Here is a 21,808-nt window from a genome sequence, read left to right on the forward strand (position 1 = left end):
GACGGCGAGCCCGCGCCAGGTAGCCTCACCGGCAAAGGGAGAAATCACGATGTTACGCAGGACCTTGGTAGCGGCACTCGCGCTATTTGCGGGCACTGCCGCGCAGGCCGAATGGATGAAGGCCAGCTCCAGGCATTTCGTGGTCTATTCCGATGATCGTCCCGAAGCGGTGAAGACCTATGCGCAGCGGCTCGAGCGGTTCGACGCCGCGATCCGTTCGGTGCTGGCGCTCAAGACGCCGGAGGTAAGCCCGTCGGCGCGCGTCCACGTGTTCGTCGTGCCCGGCGTCAGCGACATCCAGCGATTGAGCGGCGTGTCGAACGCGGCCGGCTTCTACCGCAACGACTTCGCCTCGGAGGTGGACGCTTTCATTCCGCGTCGTGCAGGCGAAGGCGACGAGCGCTCGCTGACCCCGCAGGAGGTCATGCTGCACGAGTATACGCACCACATCATGTATTCGAGCTTCGAGGGCATTGCGGTGCCGACCTGGTTCAGCGAGGGATTCGCCGAGCTGTTCGCGACCGCCAAGTTCGCCAGCGACGGCGGCGTCACTTTCGGTGCGCCGCCCCTGTACCGCGCCTATGGCATCGACAAGTCCAACATCGTGCCCATCGAGCGGCTGGTCCGGCGCGGCCCGGATTACCATGACGGCCTGCAGGCGCAGGTCTTCTACGGGCGGGCTTGGCTGCTGACCGACTATCTGATGTTCGATCGCGACCGGTCCAAGCAGCTTGCGGCCTATATCGTGGCGATCAACAGCGGCAAGACGCCGGAGCAGGCGACGCAGGTGCTGGGCGTCACATCGTCGCTCGACTTGAAGCTCGACGGCTACGCGCACCGCACCCAATGGCCCGCGGCGACCATCCCGGCCGAAAAGGCGGTTTCGGAGGAGGTCACGGTATCTCCGCTAGACGCAGGCGAGCGGGCCATGATGCCGGCGCTGATCCGATCGCGCAACGGTGTCGATCCTAGGCAGGCGCAGCTGGTGATCGCCGACGCGCGGCGCCTCGCGGCACCCTATCCGAGCGATCCGGCGGCGCAGAACGAGCTTGCCGAGGCGGAGTATGACGCCGGGAACTTCGCCGCGTCCGAGGCCGCCGCCGATCGTGCTCTGGTGGCGGATCCCAGGTCGGTCCACGCGCTAATCTACAAGGGAAATGCGCGGATCGCGCAGTTGAAGAAGGCGGGCAGCAAGGATCAGGCCGCTTGGACGACCGCACGCCGTTACTTCCTGGCCGCCAACAAGATCGAGCCGCTCTACTCCTATCCGCCCCAGCTCTATTACGAGTCGTTCGCCGCGGCGGGAACGGCGGCGCCGACGTCGGCGGGGGACGGGCTGCTGTGGGCCTACAGGCTGCGGCCCGACCTGTACGGATTGCGGCTGGAGGCTGCGGCCGTGCTGCTCGAACGGGGCGACAAGGAGGCGGCGCACGTCGCCCTGGAGCCGCTGGCGGACAGCGCGCATGGCGGCAGCGGAGTCGATCTGGCCAGGAAGACGTTGACCGCGCTCGACGCCGACGGCACGCAAGCGGCGCTCGGCGTACTCAAGCATGCAAGCGATGCTACGCCCGACGACAAAAAGTCCTGACGGCCCGAGCCCTCGCGATCACGAGCGGAGGCCGGGCCCGGTCGTTCAGCCGGCCTGCTCGGCGAGCACCGTCAGGCCCTTGTCGTTCACCTCGGCGAAACCGCCCTCAACCGCGATCGTCTCGGTCGGCCCGCCGGCGGTGCGCTGGATCAGCAGCGCGCCGTCCCGGATCGTCGCCATTAGCGGCGCATGGCCCTCCAGCACGCCGAAGTCGCCCTCCATGCCGGGCACGGTGACCATATGGACCTCCTCCGACCGGAGCAGCTTCTCAGGCGTGACGAGTTCGAAGTGTAGAGGCACGCAGCTATTCCAATTCCTGATGTGGCGAGCGAGGCGTCCGGTTAGGTGCGCGACCCTATGCGGCCGCCGTGGCCGAGTTTACGCTTCGCTCGCCATCTTCTGCGCCTTGGCTACCGCCTCGTCGATGCCGCCGACCATGTAGAAGGCGGCCTCGGGCAGGTGGTCGTACTCGCCGTGCACCACTGCCTTGAACGAGCGGATCGTGTCCTCGATCTGCACGAACTTGCCGCTGATGCCGGTGAAGACCTCCGCGACGTGGAACGGCTGCGACAGGAAGCGCTGGATCTTGCGCGCGCGTGACACGGTGAGCTTATCCTCTTCGGACAGCTCGTCCATGCCCAGGATCGCGATGATGTCCTGCAGCGACTTGTACTTCTGCAGGATCTGCTGGACCGCGCGCGCCGTGTCGTAATGCTCCTGGCCGACGACGCGCGGTTCCAGCACGCGCGACGTGGAGTCGAGCGGGTCGACCGCCGGATAGATGCCGAGCTCCGAAATCGCGCGGTTGAGCGTCGTCGTCGCGTCGAGATGCGCGAACGAGGTGGCGGGCGCCGGATCAGTCAGATCGTCCGCAGGCACGTAGATCGCCTGCACCGAGGTGATCGAGCCCTTGTTCGTTGAGGTGATCCGCTCCTGCAGCGCGCCCATGTCGGTCGACAGCGTCGGCTGATAGCCCACCGCCGACGGGATGCGGCCGAGCAGCGCCGACACTTCCGAGCCCGCCTGCGTGAAGCGGAAGATGTTGTCGACGAAGAACAGCACGTCCTGCCCCTCGACGTCACGGAAATACTCGGCGATCGTCAGGCCCGACAGCGCGACGCGCGCGCGGGCGCCCGGCGGCTCGTTCATCTGACCGAACACCAGCGCGACCTTCGATCCCTCACTGATCGCGTTGCCGTCCGCGTCCTTGGCGATCACGCCCGCGTCGAGGAACTCATGGTACAGGTCGTTGCCCTCGCGCGTCCGCTCGCCGACGCCCGCGAACACCGACACGCCGCCATGGCCCTTGGCGATGTTGTTGATCAGTTCCTGGATCAGCACCGTCTTGCCGACGCCCGCGCCGCCGAACAGCCCGATCTTGCCGCCGCGCGCATAGGGGGCGAGCAGGTCGATCACCTTGATCCCCGTCACCAGGATCGCGCTCTCGGTCGACTGGTCGACGAACGGCGGCGCGCTGGCGTGGATCGGCGAATGGAACTCGGAATTGACCGGGCCGCGCTCGTCGATCGGCTCGCCGATGACGTTGAGGATGCGGCCGAGCGTCGCCGGGCCAACGGGGACGGTGATCTGCGCGCCGGTGTCGCGCACCGTCTGCCCGCGCGTGACGCCATCGGTCGCGTCCATCGCGATCGTGCGGACCATGTTCTCGCCGAGATGCTGAGCGACCTCGAGCACGAGGCGGTTGCCGTTGTTGCTGGTCTCCAGCGCCGACAGGATCGAGGGGAGATGCCCCTGCTCGAACTGCACGTCGACGACCGCGCCGATCACCTGCGCGATGCGGCCGACGTTGTTGGTGCCGGTGGCGGCGGGGCGGTCCTCTAGGACGGTGGCCATCTGTTCAAATCCTCAATTCAAAATCCATTCGCCGTTGCGGGCGAGTTCGTCATGCATTGCATCGGGCGCAAGATCGATTTCACCCGGCCACGCCACCGCGCCGCCGACGACATCGACTTCCTCGAAAAGAGCGGGCTCTTGCAGGTGAGCGAACACGCCCCTGAAAAACCCGTCCTCGAACTTCACCCGGCCCGATACGCCGTCGACATGCCAAACGTAAATCTCATGATCGCCAATGATCTCCAGCGCGAGCACCCGCCACGGAGCACGGAAGGTAATCGTACCTAGCGAAGCGGACGTATGCGTGTGGGGACGCGGGCGTTGCTGCAATCCTCCCACGCCTTTAAAAGCGCGTCTTGATTCTCTAACGCCCATTCACGCACCATAGCCTCGATACGCGGCGGAAGCGAGCCGTTGAGGACCGTGCCATCCAGCCCGAGCTGCGCCTCCTCGCCCTGATAGTTGACGTGAAAATGCGGAGGCGGATGATCCCGCCAGAACATGCGGATCGCGATGCCGAAGAAGATGCTGAGGGTCGGCACTCACAGCGCCTCCGCCCCCGAGATGATCTCCACCAACTCGGTCGTGATCGCGGCCTGCCGCGCGCGGTTGTACTGGATCGACAGCCGCTTGATGAGGTCGCCCGCGTTGCGCGTGGCGTTGTCCATCGCGGTCATCTTGCTGCCCTGCTCGCTTGCCGCATTCTCCCGCATCGCGCGGAACAGTTGCACGGCGACGTTGGTGGGCAGAAGGCTGGCCAGGATCGACTCCTCGTCAGGCTCATACTCTACCGCCGCCTCGCTGCCGGGCGCGAGCGCGACCTTGCGGCCGTCCTCCGATGTCCGGGCGACCACGGCCGCGACCGGCGAGATCGCGGCGGCGACGGGGATGATCTGCTGCTCCGTCGGCTCCTGCGTCAGCACCGACTTGAAATGCGAATAGAACAGGTGCGCCACGTCGAACTCGCCCGCCTCGTACCGGCGGATGAGGTCGGCGGCGTACACCTTCGCCTCGGCATAGCTGAACTTGCCGAGATCGCCCGCGTCGACCGAGTGAACGATGTCGGTCCGGTACAGCCGCGCGAGGACGCCGCGACCCTTCTTGCCGATGGTCAGGAACTTCACCGTCTTGCCCGCGCGCCGCATCGCCTCGGCGCGGCGGCGCGCGAGGCGGGCGATGTTGGTGTTGAATGCGCCCGCCAGGCCGCGGTCGCTTGTCGCGACGACGAACAGATGGACCTGATCCTTGCCGGTGCCCGCCAGCAGCTTGGGCGTACCCTCGCCGATCGTCACCTGCGACGCGAGGCTCGCCACCACCGCCTCGATCCGCTGCGCATAGGGACGCCCTGCCTCCGCCGCCTCCTGGGCACGGCGCAGCTTGGCGGCGGCGACCATCTTCATCGCCTTGGTGATCTTCTGCGTCGACTTCACCGAGCCGATGCGGACCTTGAGGGCCTTGAGGGTAGCCATTCGGTTCTCACTTCGTCATCCCCGCGAAGGCGGGGACCCATCACCTGCCGCTGACCCGTTCCCCGCGATCGGGAGATGGGTCCCCGCTTTCGCGGGGATGACAGCAGGGTTACACGAACGCCTTCGCGAAACCATCCAGCGCCTTCTTCAGTCCGGCGTCCGTATCCTTGGAGATGTCCCGCTTGGTACGGATATCCTCTAGCAACCCCGCATGGTTGGCGCGAAGGTCGGACAGCATCGCCGCCTCGTACCGCGTCACCGCCTCGACCGGCACCGCGTCGAGATAGCCTTGCGTGCCCGCGAAGATCGACACCGCCTGCTCCTCGAACGGCATGGGGCTGAACTGCGGCTGCTTGAGCAGCTCGGTCAGCCGCGCGCCGCGGTTGAGCAGCTTCTGCGTCGAGGAGTCGAGGTCCGATCCGAACTGCGCGAACGCCGCCATCTCGCGATATTGCGCCAGCTCCAGCTTGATCGAGCCGGACACCTTCTTCATCGCCTTGGTCTGCGCGGCCGAGCCGACGCGGCTGACCGACAGGCCGACGTTGATCGCCGGGCGGATGCCCGCGAAGAACAGGTCGGTCTCGAGGAAGATCTGCCCGTCGGTGATCGAGATCACGTTGGTCGGGATATAGGCCGACACGTCGCCTGCCTGCGTCTCGATGATCGGCAGCGCGGTCAGCGAGCCGCCGCCGTTCGCGTCCGACATCTTGGCGGCGCGCTCCAGCAGACGCGAGTGGAGATAGAACACGTCGCCGGGATACGCCTCGCGGCCCGGTGGGCGGCGCAGCAGCAGCGACATCTGGCGATAGGCGACCGCCTGCTTCGACAGATCGTCGAACACGATCAGCGCGTGCATGCCGTTGTCGCGGAAATACTCGCCCATCGCCGCGCCGGTGTAGGGCGCGAGGAACTGGAGCGGCGCGGGCTCCGACGCGGTGGCGGCGACGACGATCGAATATTCCATCGCCCCCTGCTCGGTCAGCGTGCGGACGAGCTGCGCCACCGTCGAGCGCTTCTGGCCGATCGCGACATAGACGCAGTACAGCTTCTTCGACTCGTCCGTGCCCGCGTTGGCGGTCTTCTGGTTGATGAACGCGTCGATCGCGACCGCGCTCTTGCCGGTCTGGCGATCGCCGATGATGAGCTCGCGCTGGCCACGGCCGACCGGCACCAGCGCGTCGATCGCCTTCAGGCCCGACTGCATCGGCTCCGACACCGACTGGCGCGGGATGATCCCTGGAGCCTTCACCTCGACACGGCTGCGCTGGGTGGCCACGATCGGTCCCTTGCCGTCGATCGGATTGCCCAGGCCGTCGACCACTCGTCCCAAGAGCCCTTTGCCGACGGGCACGTCGACGATCGTGCCAGTGCGCTTGACGACATCGCCTTCCTTGATCTCGGCGTCCGAGCCGAAGATCACGACGCCGACATTGTCGGCCTCCAGGTTCAGCGCCATGCCCTGAACGCCGTTCGAGAACTCGACCATCTCGCCCGCCTGGACGTTGTCGAGGCCGTAGATACGCGCGATGCCGTCGCCGACGCTCAACACCTGGCCGGTCTCGCTGACCTGGGCCTCAGTGCCGAACGAGGCGATCTGGTCCTTGATGACCTTCGATATTTCTGCGGCGCGGATGTCCATCGTGTCTTGCCTTTAGCCTTTCCGGGCGGGGTCAACCGCCAGCCTTCCCGACGGCGTCAGCCGTCGGCCCCACCAGCAGCGCTAGCCGCCGGCCTTCATTGCATGCGAGAGCGCGCCCAGGCGGGTGCGGATCGAGCTGTCGATCATCTGCGAGCCGATCCGGACGACCAGCCCGCCGAGCAGCGCGGGATCGACCTGGAGGTCCACCGTCACCTCGCGGCCGATGCGGGCGCGCAACTGATGCTTCAGCTCCGTCACCTGATCGTCGGTCAGCGGGTGCGCGCTCGTCACTTCCGCGCTCGTCTCGCCACGCCAGCCGGCGGCGAGCTGGCGGTACGCGCGGATCACGCGCGGCAGCTCGGCGAGCCGACGGTTGGCGGCGAGGACGCCCAGGAAGCTCGTCGTGGTGGGATCGAGCGCCATCACGCGCGCCGCCGCGTCGATCGCGCGGCCCGCGGCGACCCGATCGACCAGCGGGCTAGTGGTCAGCCGCGCGAACTCATCCGACTCGCGCAGCGCGGCCTGCACGATCGACAGGCTGCGCTCCACCGCCTCGATCGCGCGGGAGCCGCCTGCTTCGCCGGTGCCGTCGCGGGCAAGCTCGAACAGCGCGGTGGCATAGCGGCCGGCGAGGCTCGCCTGCATGCCCGGCGCCGAGCGGCCACCCATGGTATTGCCGCTGGTGGCCTGGTTACCGCCCGAACTCTCCACGCGACGCGTCTTCCCCATTCAATCAATGTTCGACCCATCTACGCGGAACATGCGCCACGACGGCGCGCAAACGGCACCTCGCTGGGGTCGGCGGGCGGCTAGCATGGGGTCGGCGGTGATGCAACCCGAAGCCCTTGCTGGCTGGCCGCGCGTCGGGCACTCGACGCCTAGACGACGCTGGCGAGGGATATGGGAATGCAAGGCAAGTTCGACCGGATGACGATGGGCGATGGCGCCGAAATCGCCGTGTATCACGTCCAGCCCGGCGGTGAACGGCGGGGCGGGCTCATCGTGGTGCAGGAGATATTCGGCGTCACCGAGCACATCCGCGAGGTGGCGGACGGCTATGCCGCCGAAGGCTATGAGGTGCTGGCGCCGGCGCTGTTCGACCGCGAGCAGCCGGGGTTCGAGGCGGGGTACACCGGCCCGGACCTGCAGCGCGCGATCGAGCTCGCGCGCCAGCTCCACCCGTTCGAGCAGAGCCTCGCCGACGTGCAGACGTGCATCGACGTGCTCCAGCCCAAGGGGTCGGTGTTCGCGGTCGGATATTGCTATGGCGGCTCGGTCGCCTGGTTCGCGGCGACGCGGATGACGGGGGTGGCCGCGGCGTCGAGCTATTACGGCAGCCAGGTGCCGCTGACGGACGAGGTGCCGCGCATTCCAGTGGTGGCGCATTTCGGCCGCTATGACACCGGCATCCCGCTCGAAGGCGTCGAGGCGCTGATCGCCCGCCACCCGGCGCACGCCGACATCCACCTGTACGACGCCGGCCACGGCTTCAGCTCGGACCGGCGCAAGGATTACCACGAGGCGTCGGCGGAGCTGGCGCGTGAGCGCACGCTGGCGCTGTTCCGCGCGAACGGCGGGTAGGCAGGGAGTTTGACAGCAAGCGGCAGGATGCGTGGTGTCGGCGGCGCAGGTAGGACGAGCGTCATGGACACGCCCGCCGCCGCCGACACAATCGACCCCGATGCCGCCTGGGCCGCCTTCCTGGCGCGCGATCGGCAGGCCGACGGGCGCTTCGTCGTCGCGGTGGCGACCACCGGCATCTATTGCCGGGCGAGCTGTCCGGCACGGCGGCCGGCGCGCGAGCACGTCGCCTTCTTCGCGGATGGCGCGGCGGCCCGAGCCGCGGGCTACCGCGCCTGCCTGCGGTGTCGTCCCGATGAGGCGGCACGAGACCGGGTCGCGGTGGCGGCCGCGGCGGCGCTGATCGAGCGGGACGGACCGACCAATCTTGGCAGCCTCGCCGCGCAGGTCGGCTATGCGCCGCATCACTTCCACCGCCTGTTCCGCCGCGCGACCGGCGTGACGCCCGCCGCCTACGCTCGCGCGCTGCGCACCGCCCGGGCCGACACCGCGCTGACCCGGGAGGCGAGCGTGACCGACGCCGTCTATGCCGCCGGTTACGCCGCCCCCAGCCGCTTCTACGCCGAGGCCGCGCCCCGCCTCGGCATGGCGCCCGCGGCGCGCCGCGACGGCGGCCGGGGCGAGACGATCCGCTGGACGATCGCCGCCTCGACGCTGGGCCCGCTGCTGATCGCGGCGACCGCCCGCGGGCTCTGCCGGGTGGCGTTCGACGAGGACGAGGCCGCGCTCGTCGCCCGCTTCCCCGCCGCGCGGATCGAGCCGGGCGACGCGGCGCTGGCCGGTCTCGCCGCGCAGGTCGTGGCGGTCGTGGAGGCGCCCGGCCAGGACCACATGCTGCCGCTCGACGTCCGAGGCACCGCGTTCCAGGAAGCGGTGTGGCAGGCGCTCGCCCGGGTGCCGGCCGGCACCTCGACCAGCTACGCCGCGCTCGCCGCCGCCGCTGGCAAGCCGGGCGCGGCGCGGGCGGCCGGCAGCGCGTGCGGCGCCAACCCGGTCGCCGTCATCGTCCCCTGCCACCGCGCCGCGCGCGGCGACGGATCGCCCGGCGGCTATGCCTGGGGCCTGGACCGCAAGGCCGCGCTGCTGGCGAGGGAGCGGGATGGGTCGCAGACACGAGGCGATTGATCCCTTTCCCCGTTCGTGCTGAGCTTGTCGAAGCACTGCCCTTTCTCGCGAGGGAAGGCAGCCCTTCGACAAGCTCAGGGCAAAAGGGGAGAGGGTAAGCACCCTGATCCGGATGCTCTGGCCAGAACGACCGGAGCCCCATGCAACCGAGCTATCCGAGCACGCCAGCCGACAGCATCTTCTGGCGGATCGTCCATTTCCCGCTCGTTGCACTGGTGATCGGGCTGATCGTCACGATCCTGCCGTCCACGCTGTTCCAGGCGGCGGTCGTTCGCGTCTTTCACCTGCCTCGGCATGGCGGCGACCCGTTGGTCGCGCTGGGGATGACGGTGGCGTCGGTGATCATTCTGTTCCTGAGCTACCGCGGCTTCAACCGCTGGATCGAGCGGCGCGGCAACGTCGATCTGGCGCACGCGGGTGCCGTCCGCGAGCTTGGAGCGGGCGTCGTCGCGGGGCTGGTGCTGTTCTCCGTCGTCGTCGGCGCGATCGCGCTGCTCGGCGGCTATCACGTCGCGGGCCACCACGCGGCGTCCGTCCTCCTGCCCGTGCTGACGCTGTCGATCGGGTCGGGGTTCAGCGAGGAGCTTCTGTTCCGCGGGCTGATCTTCCGGCTGCTCGAACAGTGGCTCGGCAGCTGGGCCGCGCTCGCGATCTCGGCCGCGCTGTTCGGGGCGGGGCACCTCGCCAACGCCAATTCCTCATGGCTCGCCGCCACCGCGATCGCGCTGGAAGCGGGGATCATGCTCGGCGCGCTGTACATGCTGACGCGGCGGCTATGGGCCGCGATCGGGCTCCACATGGCGTGGAACTTCGCGCAGGGCGGGATCTATGGCATCCCGATCTCCGGCAACGCCACGCCAGGGCTGCTCGTCGACCATCCCGCGGGCTCCGCGCTCCTCACCGGCGGCGCGTTCGGGGCGGAGGCGTCGCTGCCCGCGATCGTGATCGCCACCGGCTTCGGCGTCGCGCTCCTCGCCGCCTGCGTGAAGCATGATCGCATCGTGCCGTTCCTCCCGCGTCGACGATCGCGAGGACCGCACGTCACTGTCCTGTAGCCAGGACGACCCGCGCAGCCAGTCCGCCGCCAGCAGCACCGCGCCTAACCCCAGCGCCAGCCCGAGCAGACCGCGCCACATCGCCGCGTCCGTGCCGAACAGCGCCGCTACCATCGCACACACCGATCCCGTAAGGACCAGCCCGACCCCCACCCCCGTCCACAGCCCGCCGGGCGCGTGCGGCGCCACCGGCGGCGCGGGATGGGCGGGATGGGCGGGGACGACCAGGCGGACATGCTCCATGCCCCGTCCTCTGCACCCGCAGCGGTAAACGCCTGGTTGCCGGCGGCGGGGCTGCGACCGGATTGGTTAGGCAAATCTCAAGCCTTGCCCCCTACGCCTCCCCCTCATGCGAGAAGGATCACGGGCATGAGTGCGTTCGGACGGCGCAGCGGTGGTGGGACCCAGACGCCGGGGCGGCCCTCGTTCGGAATCGCGCGACCGATGCAGGGGGGCAGCGGCGGCCGGATGGACGGCGAGGGTGGCGATCAGTTCCCGCCGCTCGATCCGGGCACGCTCGGCGCCGAAGCGGAGGCCGGCATCACCGGCACGATGCCGGGCGTGCAGATGGACGCGATGCAGCGCCTCGCCGACCGCCAGAACGCCAGCGGCGACGCCGGCAACAGCAAGGCCGAGGGGTTCGAGGCCAGCGTCCACAAGATCAAGGAACAGGTTCTCCCGCGCCTGCTCGAGCGCGTCGATCCCGAAGCGGCGGCGACGCTGGGCAAGGACGACCTGGCCGAGGAGTTCCGCCCGATCATCGGCGAGGTGCTCGCCGAGCTCAAGCTGACGCTCAACCGTCGCGAGCAGTTCGCGCTCGAGAAGGTGCTGGTCGACGAGCTGCTGGGCCTGGGGCCGCTGGAGGAGCTGCTCGCCGATCCGACGATCACCGACATCATGGTCAACGGCCCGGAGCAGACCTACATCGAGCAGAAGGGCAAGCTCGTCATCGCGCCCATCCAGTTCCGCGACGAGGAGCATCTGTTCCAGATCGCGCAGCGGATCTGCAACTCGGTCGGCCGCCGGGTCGACCAGACGACGCCGCTCGCCGACGCCCGGCTGAAGGACGGCAGCCGCGTCAACGTCATCGTCCCGCCGCTGTCCTTGCGCGGCACCGCGATCTCGATCCGTAAGTTCTCCGCGAAACCCATCACGCTCGACATGATGGCGGCCGGCGGCAGCATGAGCCCCAAGATGGCCACCGCGCTCAAGATCGCGGGCGCGTGCCGGTTGAACGTCGTGATCTCCGGCGGCACCGGCTCGGGCAAGACGACGATGCTGAACGCGCTGTCCAAGATGATCGACCCCGGTGAGCGCGTGCTGACGATCGAGGACGCGGCGGAGCTTCGCCTGCAGCAGCCGCATTGGCTGCCGCTGGAAACGCGCCCGGCGAACCTCGAAGGTCAGGGCGAGATCAGCATCCGCGACCTCGTGAAGAACGCGCTGCGCATGCGGCCGGATCGCATCATCCTGGGCGAAATCCGCGGCCAGGAGTGTTTCGACCTGCTGGCCGCCATGAACACCGGCCACGACGGATCGATGTGCACGCTCCACTCCAACTCGCCGCGCGAGGCGCTGGGGCGCATGGAGAACATGGTGATGATGGGCGACATCAAGATCCCCAAGGAGGCGATCAGCCGCCAGATCGCCGACTCGGTCGATCTCATCATCCAGGTCAAGCGCCTGCGCGATGGCAGCCGCCGCGTGACGGACGTGACGGAGGTGATCGGCATGGAAGGCCCGGTGATCGTCACGCAGCAATTGTTCAAGTTCGAGTTCATCGACGAAAGCGCCGACGGCAAGATCATCGGCGAATACCGCTCGATGGGCCTGCGTCCCTACACGTTGGACAAGGCGAAACAGTTCGGCTTCGACCAGGCGTATCTGGAGGCATGTCTGTAGGGTGCGGCGCGACCGGTTGGCGGCAGTGCTTTGTGGTGAACGGTCCGGCAGCGTCCGAGACCGACACGCAAGAACCGGTCGTTCAGCATGGAGTTCGCGAAAGCGTTCGCTCTGTTCCGCTATCGTCCGGAAGCAATAGACCAAAAGGCTTAGACCGGCTATTAAACTTGTAAAAGAACCCCGTGTTTGCCGTGCCAACGCGTAGGCCGTTCCCACGTGTATCAAATACCAGATCATTGAGCGTATTTATGGCCGGATCAGACTTCAACAGAAACATGCGGATAATACGCGTGCTCTTATGCATCGCTACAACGATTGCCTTATTTCTGGTCACGATTAATCTACTTTCTCCCGATCCATAGCAGCCCGTAAAGGCTTCCGGATTGAGTAAGTCAGGACCGTTTTCGACTGGGTTCCATATATGAGGAGCCAGTAAGATCGCAATGACGAGCAAAGCTACTACCGCTAGAGTGCCGATCCTCATGGTGTCGTCCGCTTCGATCCCAACCCAACGTCCATTAATGGAACCGCACCCGCAAGAGGGCAATGTCCGCGACTGGGCGTCAGCTGCTATCGATATCTCGCTCTCCGATATCGATCGACGGCCAGGACCGCCGCCGCCGTCAGTGCTGCCTCCGACGCAAAACCCGCAGCCGTTCCGCCCACCGGCCGCGTCAGCGCTAGTCCAGCGATGGCCGATATCAGCAACACAGACCCAAGAACCTAGAATGGCTTGGATGGGACTGGATGCCAGCATCCCGACCGCACTTCCACCCCGACACGCGCCGCATGGTCCGGCTGCGTCGCCCTCGTGACCGGCAAGCCGGCGTCGCCGCTTTCCGACGCGATCGCCAACTCCTAGGGCCGGAGCAATGCGGCGGCTGTCGATTCTTCCCTTTCTGCTGTTCGTCTGCGCAGCGGCCACGCTCAGCGCCGCGGCACCGCCGCCCGATGCGATGCCCCTCCCCGCCGGCACCTCCCTCCTCGCGCGCGATGCAGAAGCCCGCTGGGTGCCCTTCACCCTCACGCCCGGCGACCAGATGCGGTTCGATCTCAGCCTCGACGGGCGGCCGGTCAGCGCGATCCTCGATACCGGCGTCAGCTATTCCGTGCTCGCCCGCCGTTATGCCACGGAGCAGCACCTGGCGGTGCGCGCGGTCGGCAGCGCGACCGCGATCGGCGGGGTGGTGGCGATCGGGTGGGTGGACACGCGTGCCGTCGCGCTGGGCGGGCTCGTGCGCAGCGGCGGCGGCGTGGCGGTGGCGGACCTGCCGGCGATCGCGACCGGCGGGACGGCGCCCGTCGACATGCTGGTGGGTCGCGACCTGGTGGGCACCGCGGCGCTCGACATCGACTACGCCGGCCGCCGCTTCCGGCTGATCCCCACCGGCCGCATGCCGTTCGCAGGCTTCGTCGCGCCGCTCGCGATCAGCCCGGAGCGGCAGGTGTACGTGACGCGGGTGACGCTGGCGGGCCATGTGCTGTCGCCGATGATCGTCGACACTGGCGATGGATCGGCGATCACCGTGTCGCAGCCCGCCTGGCGCGAGGCGGTGCCCGCGAGCATCCGCACGACCACCGCGATCGCCTATGGCCTCGCCGGCCCGATCACCATCGAGCTCGCGATCGTGCCCGAGGTGCGCGTCGGCGATCTGGTCGCGCGCGAGGTGGAGGTGCGGGCGGAGGCGCGCGGCGGCTTTTCGGAGGCGATCGGCGTCGCCGGGCGGATCGGGTCGGGCTTCCTCCAGCATTGTCGCGTGCTGATGGACCCGGTGGCCGGACGCATGGTGCTGAGCCCCGGTCCGGACGCTGACATGCCGCCGCAGCGCTCCACGAGCGGGCTGCTGATGACGCTGGAGCCCGGGCGGCTGAAGGTGATCCACGTGATGCGCGGCGGCCCGGCGGAGGCGGCCGGCTGGCACGCGGGCGACCTCATCTGCTCGGTCGACGGCCAGCCGATCGACGCCGAATACGTGGCCCGCGGCATGGGCGCCTGGTCCGCCGGCACGCCCGGGCGGACCGTACGGCTGGGCCAGTGCGACGGCCCGGTGCGGCTCCTGACGCTCGCGCGCTTCTACTGACGGCGTCGGCGTGAGCCGACCAGAAACACCCGCCTCATTTCACCAGCCGTTCGACCTTCTCGTGCAGGCTGGCGAGTTCGGCCTTCAATGCCGCGATCTCCGCGTCCTTGCTTGCGCCGGACGCCGCCGAGGCCGGCGCCGCGGCCGCCGTTGCCGCCGCGCCGCCCGGCTTGAACGCGCCCGCCGCCGCCTGGAACATCGCCATATTGCGCTTGGCGATCTCCGCGAAGGGCGAGGCCGCGAACGCGCCCTCCACCGCCGACTGGAACCCGGTCTGCAACTGCGCCTGGTTGCGGCGGAAGCTGTCCATCGACGCCTCGAGGTAGCCGGGCACCATCGCCTGCACCGAATCGCCGTACAGCGCGATCACCTGGCGCAGGAAGCCGACCGGCAGCAGCGCCTGCCCGTCGCGCCCCTCCTCCTCCATGATGATCTGCGTGAGGACGGTGTGGGTGATGTCCTCGTCCGTCTTGGCATCGACCACCCGGAACTCGCGCCCTTCGCGCGTCATGACGGCGAGATGCTCGAGCGTGATGTAGGACGAGGTCTCGGTGTTGTAGAGCCGGCGGTTGGCGTATTTCTTCACCGTCACCACGCCGTCGACGCCCTGCTTCTTCATGGCAATCCCTCCTGTTTTGCCGCGCTGCTACGCCCTTCGCCGATGCGCGGCAACATGAGGTGTACGGCGGAAGGGCGTCGTGGTGCGGCGGCACGCCGTCGCGACCGATTGTTGCTGATCTATTGCGCCAAGTTTGCTGCTGTTGCGAAGGCGCAACAGCAAATGGCAAAAAGTGACGGTTTTGTGAATGTCAGGTGAATATCAGCTTGCGGATAGGTGCATGCTCCCGTCATCTCGTGGCGTCGACCAGGCGGAACACCGCCGGCGTTAGTCATTGAAAATCGGGGGTATGATGAAGTCTTCGCACCTATTTGCGGCCACAGCCCTGCGCGGCGCTCTGGCGTCCAGCGTTCTGGCGGCGGGCCTGACGGCCGTATCCGCTTCGGCACAAACGACGGCGCCGCTGCCGCCTTGCGGCCCAAATCAGACGAAGGACCAGGCTGCCAACTGCACCCCCGTTCCGGGCGCCGACCCCACCGACACGCATCAGGCGACGACGCCAAACAATACGGCCACCGACACGACGGGCACGCGGCCCGGCGAGCAGGCCTACCAGAACCAGGCGGACTCGCCGGAGCCGGACAATTCAGTCGTGGTGACCGGCACCCGCCTGTCACGTCCCGGCATCGTCAGCCAGGTGCCGCTGACCAGCATCACGGCCGACGAACTGCTGTCGCAGGGCAACATCAACGTCGGCGACGCGCTCAACGAACTGCCGCAGTTGCGCGCGACGTACAGCCAGGCCAATTCGACGCGCTTCATCGGCACCTCGGGTCTGAACCTCCTCGATCTGCGCGGATTGGGAACCGCCCGCACCCTGGTGCTGGTGGACGGGCGGCGGCACGTCACATCAGTTCCCGGCACGTCGGCGGTCGACACCAACACGATCCCGACCGACCTGCTGGAGCGCGTCGACGTCGTCACCGGCGGCGAATCGGCAATCTACGGCTCCGACGCGATCGCCGGTGTGGTCAATTTCATCCTCAAGGACAATTTCTCCGGCCTCAAGCTGAATGCTCAGGGCGGCGCGACGACCTATGGTGACCACGGCCAGGAATATGTCAGCGCTATATGGGGCAAGAACTTCGCCGAAGGGCGCGGGAACATAGCAGTCGCCGGTGAACTTGCGCATGTGGACGCGGTATACTATCGGGACCGCGATTTTGAGACCGGCTCCTATAGTGGCCGCAACCAGTTCAACCTTCAAGAGAACGTGGCGCCCGAAAACCTGTTGCCGCCGCAATTCTCCGCGTCGGATGGCATTCCCGACAACGGCTTCTACTCCGGCGTGCGCAACGGGACTATTTCCGACGGCGGCATCCTCAATGCCGTCTGCAACACAGCAACGCTCGCCAATACAGCTCGTTGTCGCCAGAACACCAACTATCTCACGTACTATGCTGGCGTACCATCGTACAACACACAGTCTTTTCTGACGGCCTATGTTGGCCAACGCTACGCATTCACACCAAACGGTCAACTGACATTCAGCAATCCAAGCCTTGACTTCCGTGATATCACGGCGGGCGGCAGCACCAACACTGTCGGTGGATTGGGCTCAACGCTGTACGAGACGGGCATGATCTCGCCGCGCCAGGATCGTATCGCGTTAAATACTCTTGGCCACTATGACTTCTCGGAAGGCCTGACCGCCTATTTCGAGGGCAAATATACCCGCACGGTCCAGAACCAGGAAGGACAGCCGACCTTCTTCCAGGGCGGCAGCTATGGCACGTTCAGCTGCAGCAACCCGTTCCTTGGCTCGACGAACCTGACGACGCTGCAGTCGATCGGCTATTGCGCGAACCCGACCACGGGCACCTTCACGACCAGCCGTTTCAACGTCGATTATGGCGGTCGCGGTGAATATGATCGGCGTGAGCTGTTCCGCGTCGTCGGCGGCGTGCGCGGCACGTTCAACCATGACTGGAAATACGACGCGTCCGTGTCCTACGGCCAGTTCAACTCACAGAACTTCTCGACCAACAACCTGATCCTGCAGAATTACGCGAACGCGATCAACGCCGTGCTCGCGCCGGCGTCGTTCTCCGGCAGCAACTATGTGCTTAATGGCGCCGGTGCCAAGGTGATCTGCGCGATCAACGCGACCACGGATACCGATCCTGCCTGCTTTCCGATCAACACCTTCGGACAGGGCGTGGGTGACGCGCGCGCCATCAATTACTTCAACTACACCAGCCACCGGAACCAATTCTCGAACCAGCTTGACGCCAACGCTTACGTGTCGGGCAACCTGAGCCAGCTGTTCAGTTTCCCCGGCGGCCCGATCGGGTTCGTGATCGGCGGCGAATATCGGCGCGAACAATCAAAGTCGATCTGGGATACGCTGACGTCCAATCCGGCAGCGCTGACCTTCCTCAACGCGATCCAGCCGTTCCTGCCACCCACGCTGGAGGTGAAGGAAGGCTATGTCGAGCTACAGGCGCCACTCCTCAAGGACATGCGCTTCGTCCGCGAGCTGACGATCTCCGGCGCGGCGCGCGTATCGAACTACAATAATACCGGCGGGACGACCTATACGTACAATGGCGGTGCCACGTATTCGCCCGCGGACTTCATCCGGTTCCGCGGCAACTATTCGCACTCGGTTCGCGTGCCGACCCAGTCGGACCTTTACAGCCCGTTCTCGCAGAACTACGCGTCGATCGCCGACCCCTGCGATGTCATTAACATCGGTACGATGCCCAATTATCGCGCAAACTGCGCGGCGGCCGGTATTCCGACCGGGTTCATCAACACCGTGGCCCGTACGCAGACGATCTCCTACCTGTCGGGCGGCAACCCGAACCTGACGCCGGAAACGTCGGACAGCTTCACCTTCGGCGGTGTGATCCAGCCGACCCATCTGGTCCCGGGCATGTCGGTGACGATCGATTATTACAACATCACCGTCCACAACCTGATCGCCTCGCTAGGCGCTCAGGCGATCCTGAACGCCTGCTACAACAACTCCACCGGCATCAACAACAACTTCTGCGCGCTCGTCACCCGTAACCCCGACGGGACCTTCGCCAACAACGGCATTCTTTCTGCCGGCATCAACTTCGCCAAGCAGAAGACGTCGGGCATCGATATCGATTATGCGTATAACCACACAATGGGCAACGGCGACAAGGTGGGCCTGTCGCTGCTGGCGACGTGGATCGCGCAGCGGGACAACTACATCAATCCGCAGATTCCCGGCTACGCGACCCGTCAGAAGAGCGATCTCGGCGATCCGGAGTTCGAGTTCAACCTGACCGCCAGCTACACGCACGGGCCGTTCACGCTCCGGTATCAGGCTCAATACATCAGCCCGATGACGATTGGCGCTTACGAAGCACAGAATTACTTCGACGGTCGTGTACCGACCAACGCGGACGTGTACCCGCAAGTCTATTATCCGTCAGTGGTTTATCATAATTTTCGTTTGGCGGCGACCGTGAACAAGCAGTTCCAGGTCTATGGCGGCGTCGACAACGCCTTCAACACGTTGCCTCCGTTCGGTCTGTTCGGCAACGACGCCAACAGCGCGATCTACGATCCTTATGGTCGCACCGTCTATGCGGGGATCAAGGTCAACTACTGATCCAGTGTACCGGTACTAAAAGGGGGTCGCGTCGCAAGGCGCGGCCCCTTTTTTCGTCGGCTACACCCACATCCGCTCGAACCGATCGCCGAGGCCGGTCAGCAGTTCGTACTGGCTGATTCCCGCGCGCGCGGACGCCGCGGGCAGGGCGTAGTCCAGCGTCACCCGGTCGCCCTCCGCCAGGGCGGGCGCGGCGTCCGCGTCGACCGCCAGCAGATCCATCGACACGCGGCCCAGCACCGGCAGCACCGCCCCGCCCGCGCGCGCGGCGCCGATGCCGGAAAAGGCGCGGGCGTAGCCGTCGGCATAGCCGATCGACAGGATCGCGACCTGCGTGTCGCGCGCCGCCCTCCAGGTCGCGTCATAGCCGACGGTGTCGCCCGCGCGCACCGTGCGCCGCTGCAGCACCTCCGCCTCGGGCACCGCCACCGGCACGATCGCATCCGCCAGCGCCGCGCAGGGCACGCCGCCGTACAGCGCCAGCCCGGGCCGCGTGAGGTCGAACGCATAATCCGCGCCCAGCGCGACGCCGGCCGAGTTGGCGAGGCTCAGCCGCCGCGCGCCCGTTCGCCCGGCGAGCGCGGCGAAGCGGTCGCGCTGGCGCCGGTTCATCGCCGCGCCTTCGTCCTCCGCGCACGCGAGGTGGCTCATCAGCGTCTCGATCGCGAGGCCATCGAGCAGCCCCGCCGCGACCGCCTCCGCCGACACGCCCAGCCGGTTCATGCCGGTGTCCACCATCACGTCGCAGGGCCGGCCGGTCGGACGCCAGCGCGCGACCTGCGCGGGCGTCGACAGCACCGGGCGCACGCCGGGCAGCGCGGCCGCCGTCGCCATGTCGTCGGCGCGCACGCCGTGCAGCACCGACAGCGCGGCCGGGGCACCGGCAAATGGGGCGCCGACCGGGCCGGCGAACCGGTCCGCGAGCGCCGCCGCCTCCGCCCAGCTCGCGACGAAGAAGTCGCGGCACCCGGCCGCCGTCAGTCGCGCGACGACCTCGCGCGCGCCCAGGCCATAGCCATCGGCCTTCACCGCCGCGCCACAGGCCGCGCGCCCGCTCAGCCGGTCGAGCGCCCGCCAGTTGGCGACGAGCGCGGCGCCATCGAGGCGGAGGCGGAGGGGCGATGTCGGAGCGGAGACAACCATTCATGGTCGATAGGGAGCCAGCGCCAGCTACGCTACTGCGTCGATCAACCCGGGGGTACCCGCTCGTCCAACCCCCACCATGTTACCGCCAGCGCCATCGCGACGACCACGATCGTGTACCACGGCCCCGCATAGGGATCGCCCGACCGAGCGACGATATACTGGCTGACCAAAGGCAGGAAGCCGCCGAAATAGCCGGTGCCCAGATGATAGGGCAGCGACATCGACGTGTAGCGGATCGGCGCGGGGAAATACTCGGACAGCAAGGCCGCGACCGGCCCGAACGTGGCGCCGGACAGCGCGCCGAGCGCGACGATCGCCAGCAGCATCAGCACCAGATGCGGCGCGTCCGGCCGCACCTTGCCGCTCGGCCAGCCGGCCGCCGCGAGCGCTCCGTCGAGCCCGGCCGGGCTCGTGTCCGCCAACGGCCGGCCGGCGATCGTCACGCCGGTCCGCACCGCGCGCGCCTTGGTATAGGCGACGCCCTTGCGCGACAGATGGTCGAGGATGCGCCCGCACGCGTCCGCCTGGGTGGTCGCAAAGGGGCTGTATGCGCAGACCGGCCCGCTCACCACGGCGGGCGCGGTCCGCGCGGCGCGCGCCAGCCCCGGATTGGCCGCCGCGCCCAACGCCCAGAAGATCGGGAACAGGAGCACGAGCGTCGCGCAATAGCCGATCACGATCGGCCGCTTGCGCCCGACCCGGTCCGACAGGCGCCCGAAGAACACGAACCAGCCGAGCCCGGCGATCGCGCCCGCCCCGGTCAACAGTTGCGCGGTCGTCTCGTCCACCCGCATCGGTCCGGCGAGGAACGACAGCACGGTGAACTGCGCGGTGTACCAGATGACGGTCAGGCCCGCGGCGATGCCGAACAGAGCGACCAGCATCCGGCGCACATTGCCGGGATGGCGAAAGCTTTCGGCGACCGGGTTGGCGGCGCGGGTGCCCGCCGCCCGCATCGCCTCGAACACCGGGCTTTCGGACAGCCTCAGCCGCATCCACAGCGACAGCGCGAGGAGCGCGAGGCTGAACCAGAACGGCACGCGCCACCCCCACGCGTCCCATGCGCCGGCGGGCAGCAGCGCCTTGGCGACCAGCACGACCGCGAGCGACAGGACGAACCCGCCGACGACGCCCGCCTGGATGAAGCTGGTGTAGAAGCCCGCCCTGCCCGGCGGCGAATGCTCGGCGACATAGATCGCCGCGCCGCCATATTCGCCGCCCAGCGCCAGCCCTTGCGCGATCCGCAGCAGCAGCACGATCGCGGGCGCCGCCCAGCCGATCGTCGCCGCCGACGGCACCAGCCCCACCCCGGCGGTCGCCACGCCCATCAGCGCGACCGTCACCAGGAAGGTGTATTTGCGGCCCAGCCGATCGCCCAGATAGCCGAACACCACAGCGCCCAGCGGCCGGAAGCCGAAGCCGATCGCGAACCCCGCCCAGGCGAGCAGCGTCCGCGCGGTCTCGCTGCCGGCGGGGAAGAAGGCGCGGCCGATGATCCCGGCCGCGGCGAGCGTGCCGTAGATGAAGAAGTCATACCATTCGAACACGGTGCCGAGCGCGGAGGCGGTGATGACCAGCCGGATGTCAGCCGCCGACGGCGCGGGTGGGAGCGCCCGCGCAGACGTCGAGGCGCGCCGTCCCGATGTACCTGCGACAGGCTCGTCCGCCATCATCCCTCCTCCGATCGGGGAGGTGCTACCGAACCGGAGCGTCCTTGTCGAAGGGAGCGCCGGGAGACCGAACCTAGCCCGCTTCCGCCGGGACCGCACGTCGCGTATCGACGCCCATGCTCTACCTTGCCCTGAAGGCCGCGATATCGGGCGTTCTGATCGCCTTCGCCTCGACGCTGGCGAAGCGTTATCCCGGGTTCGGCGCTCTGATCGCGTCGTTGCCGCTGGTGTCGGTGCTCGGCATGATGTGGCTGTGGGCCGAAAAGCCGGATGCCGAGACGATGGCCGCGCATGCGGGAGCGACCTTCTGGTACGTTCTGCCGTCGCTGCCGATGTTCCTGCTCATCCCGGCCTTGCTGCGGCATGGCACCGGCTTCTGGCCTGCGCTGCTCGCTGGGTGCGGGCTGACGATCGGCCTGTACGCGATGATGACGTGGCTGGGCCCGCGCTTCGGCTTGCAGCTCTGAAGGGCTCGCCAGGCGGGCATGCT

Annotated in this window: 18 protein-coding genes; 8 read left to right on the forward strand and 10 right to left on the reverse strand. The window is 67.6% G+C overall.

Translation table 11 applies throughout. The features are described 5' to 3' along the window. The first annotated feature begins 49 nt into the window (after window positions 1-49). Window positions 50-1,588: a hypothetical protein gene (locus tag ACFE65_RS04315; protein WP_375381113.1), complete on the forward strand. Its 1,539-nt coding sequence runs from the start codon at window positions 50-52 to the stop codon at window positions 1,586-1,588. A gap of 45 nt (window positions 1,589-1,633) precedes the next feature. On the opposite strand, the gene ACFE65_RS04320 is transcribed toward ACFE65_RS04315, so the two are convergent. From ACFE65_RS04320 to ACFE65_RS04350, 7 genes are all read right to left on the reverse strand, one after another. Then, window positions 1,634-1,888 (reverse strand): ATP synthase F1 subunit epsilon, encoded by a 255-nt coding sequence (locus ACFE65_RS04320; RefSeq protein ID WP_375381114.1) that lies wholly within the window; start codon window positions 1,886-1,888, stop codon window positions 1,634-1,636. A gap of 78 nt (window positions 1,889-1,966) precedes the next feature. Further along, window positions 1,967-3,442 (reverse strand): F0F1 ATP synthase subunit beta, encoded by a 1,476-nt coding sequence (gene atpD / locus ACFE65_RS04325; protein ID WP_375381115.1) that lies wholly within the window; start codon window positions 3,440-3,442, stop codon window positions 1,967-1,969. Window positions 3,443-3,454: 12 nt separating this feature from the next. Continuing rightward, window positions 3,455-3,697, reverse strand: coding sequence for a DUF2442 domain-containing protein (locus tag ACFE65_RS04330; protein WP_375381116.1), 243 nt, complete (start codon window positions 3,695-3,697; stop codon window positions 3,455-3,457). A 29-nt stretch (window positions 3,698-3,726) separates the two neighbouring features. Then, window positions 3,727-3,984 carry a DUF4160 domain-containing protein gene (locus tag ACFE65_RS04335; RefSeq protein ID WP_375381117.1) on the reverse strand — a complete coding sequence of 86 codons (258 nt, stop codon included), beginning with the start codon at window positions 3,982-3,984 and terminating at the stop codon, window positions 3,727-3,729. Further along, window positions 3,985-4,911 (reverse strand): F0F1 ATP synthase subunit gamma, encoded by a 927-nt coding sequence (locus ACFE65_RS04340; protein ID WP_375381118.1) that lies wholly within the window; start codon window positions 4,909-4,911, stop codon window positions 3,985-3,987. A 109-nt stretch (window positions 4,912-5,020) separates the two neighbouring features. Further along, window positions 5,021-6,550, reverse strand: coding sequence for a F0F1 ATP synthase subunit alpha (gene atpA, locus ACFE65_RS04345; RefSeq protein WP_375381119.1), 1,530 nt, complete (start codon window positions 6,548-6,550; stop codon window positions 5,021-5,023). An 81-nt stretch (window positions 6,551-6,631) separates the two neighbouring features. Further along, a complete protein-coding gene (locus ACFE65_RS04350) occupies window positions 6,632-7,219 on the reverse strand; it encodes a F0F1 ATP synthase subunit delta (RefSeq protein WP_375381209.1) in 588 nt (195 codons plus the stop codon). 237 nt (window positions 7,220-7,456) lie between these two features. On the opposite strand from ACFE65_RS04350, the gene ACFE65_RS04355 reads away from it, so the two are divergent. From ACFE65_RS04355 to ACFE65_RS04375, 5 genes are all read left to right on the forward strand, one after another. Next, a complete protein-coding gene (locus tag ACFE65_RS04355; protein WP_375381120.1) occupies window positions 7,457-8,131 on the forward strand; it encodes a dienelactone hydrolase family protein in 675 nt (224 codons plus the stop codon). Between the two features lie 63 nt (window positions 8,132-8,194). Further along, window positions 8,195-9,256, forward strand: coding sequence for a bifunctional DNA-binding transcriptional regulator/O6-methylguanine-DNA methyltransferase Ada (ada, locus tag ACFE65_RS04360; RefSeq protein WP_375381121.1), 1,062 nt, complete (start codon window positions 8,195-8,197; stop codon window positions 9,254-9,256). A 140-nt stretch (window positions 9,257-9,396) separates the two neighbouring features. After that, window positions 9,397-10,311 carry a lysostaphin resistance A-like protein gene (locus tag ACFE65_RS04365; protein ID WP_375381122.1) on the forward strand — a complete coding sequence of 305 codons (915 nt, stop codon included), beginning with the start codon at window positions 9,397-9,399 and terminating at the stop codon, window positions 10,309-10,311. Between the two features lie 369 nt (window positions 10,312-10,680). Next, window positions 10,681-12,213 carry a CpaF family protein gene (locus ACFE65_RS04370; RefSeq protein WP_375381123.1) on the forward strand — a complete coding sequence of 511 codons (1,533 nt, stop codon included), beginning with the start codon at window positions 10,681-10,683 and terminating at the stop codon, window positions 12,211-12,213. 872 nt (window positions 12,214-13,085) lie between these two features. After that, window positions 13,086-14,294 (forward strand): aspartyl protease family protein, encoded by a 1,209-nt coding sequence (locus ACFE65_RS04375; protein ID WP_375381124.1) that lies wholly within the window; start codon window positions 13,086-13,088, stop codon window positions 14,292-14,294. Between the two features lie 34 nt (window positions 14,295-14,328). Here the strand turns inward: ACFE65_RS04375 and phaR are convergent, their stop codons facing one another. Beyond that, window positions 14,329-14,913: a polyhydroxyalkanoate synthesis repressor PhaR gene (gene phaR / locus ACFE65_RS04380; RefSeq protein ID WP_375381125.1), complete on the reverse strand. Its 585-nt coding sequence runs from the start codon at window positions 14,911-14,913 to the stop codon at window positions 14,329-14,331. A gap of 292 nt (window positions 14,914-15,205) precedes the next feature. On the opposite strand from phaR, the gene ACFE65_RS04385 reads away from it, so the two are divergent. Then, window positions 15,206-18,502 carry a TonB-dependent receptor domain-containing protein gene (locus ACFE65_RS04385; RefSeq protein WP_375381126.1) on the forward strand — a complete coding sequence of 1,099 codons (3,297 nt, stop codon included), beginning with the start codon at window positions 15,206-15,208 and terminating at the stop codon, window positions 18,500-18,502. A gap of 60 nt (window positions 18,503-18,562) precedes the next feature. Here ACFE65_RS04385 and ACFE65_RS04390 read toward each other — a convergent pair whose 3' ends face one another. Further along, window positions 18,563-19,645, reverse strand: a complete 1,083-nt coding sequence (locus tag ACFE65_RS04390; protein WP_375381127.1) for an alanine racemase — start codon at window positions 19,643-19,645, stop codon at window positions 18,563-18,565. A 44-nt stretch (window positions 19,646-19,689) separates the two neighbouring features. After that, window positions 19,690-21,318 (reverse strand): MFS transporter, encoded by a 1,629-nt coding sequence (locus ACFE65_RS04395; protein WP_375381128.1) that lies wholly within the window; start codon window positions 21,316-21,318, stop codon window positions 19,690-19,692. Window positions 21,319-21,434: 116 nt separating this feature from the next. Here ACFE65_RS04395 and ACFE65_RS04400 point away from each other — a divergent pair, with 116 nt between their 5' ends. After that, window positions 21,435-21,785: a DUF3147 family protein gene (locus ACFE65_RS04400; RefSeq protein WP_375381129.1), complete on the forward strand. Its 351-nt coding sequence runs from the start codon at window positions 21,435-21,437 to the stop codon at window positions 21,783-21,785. Window positions 21,786-21,808: the final 23 nt, after the last annotated feature.

Source organism: uncultured Sphingomonas sp. (assembly GCF_964237335.1).
GTDB lineage: Bacteria > Pseudomonadota > Alphaproteobacteria > Sphingomonadales > Sphingomonadaceae > Sphingomonas.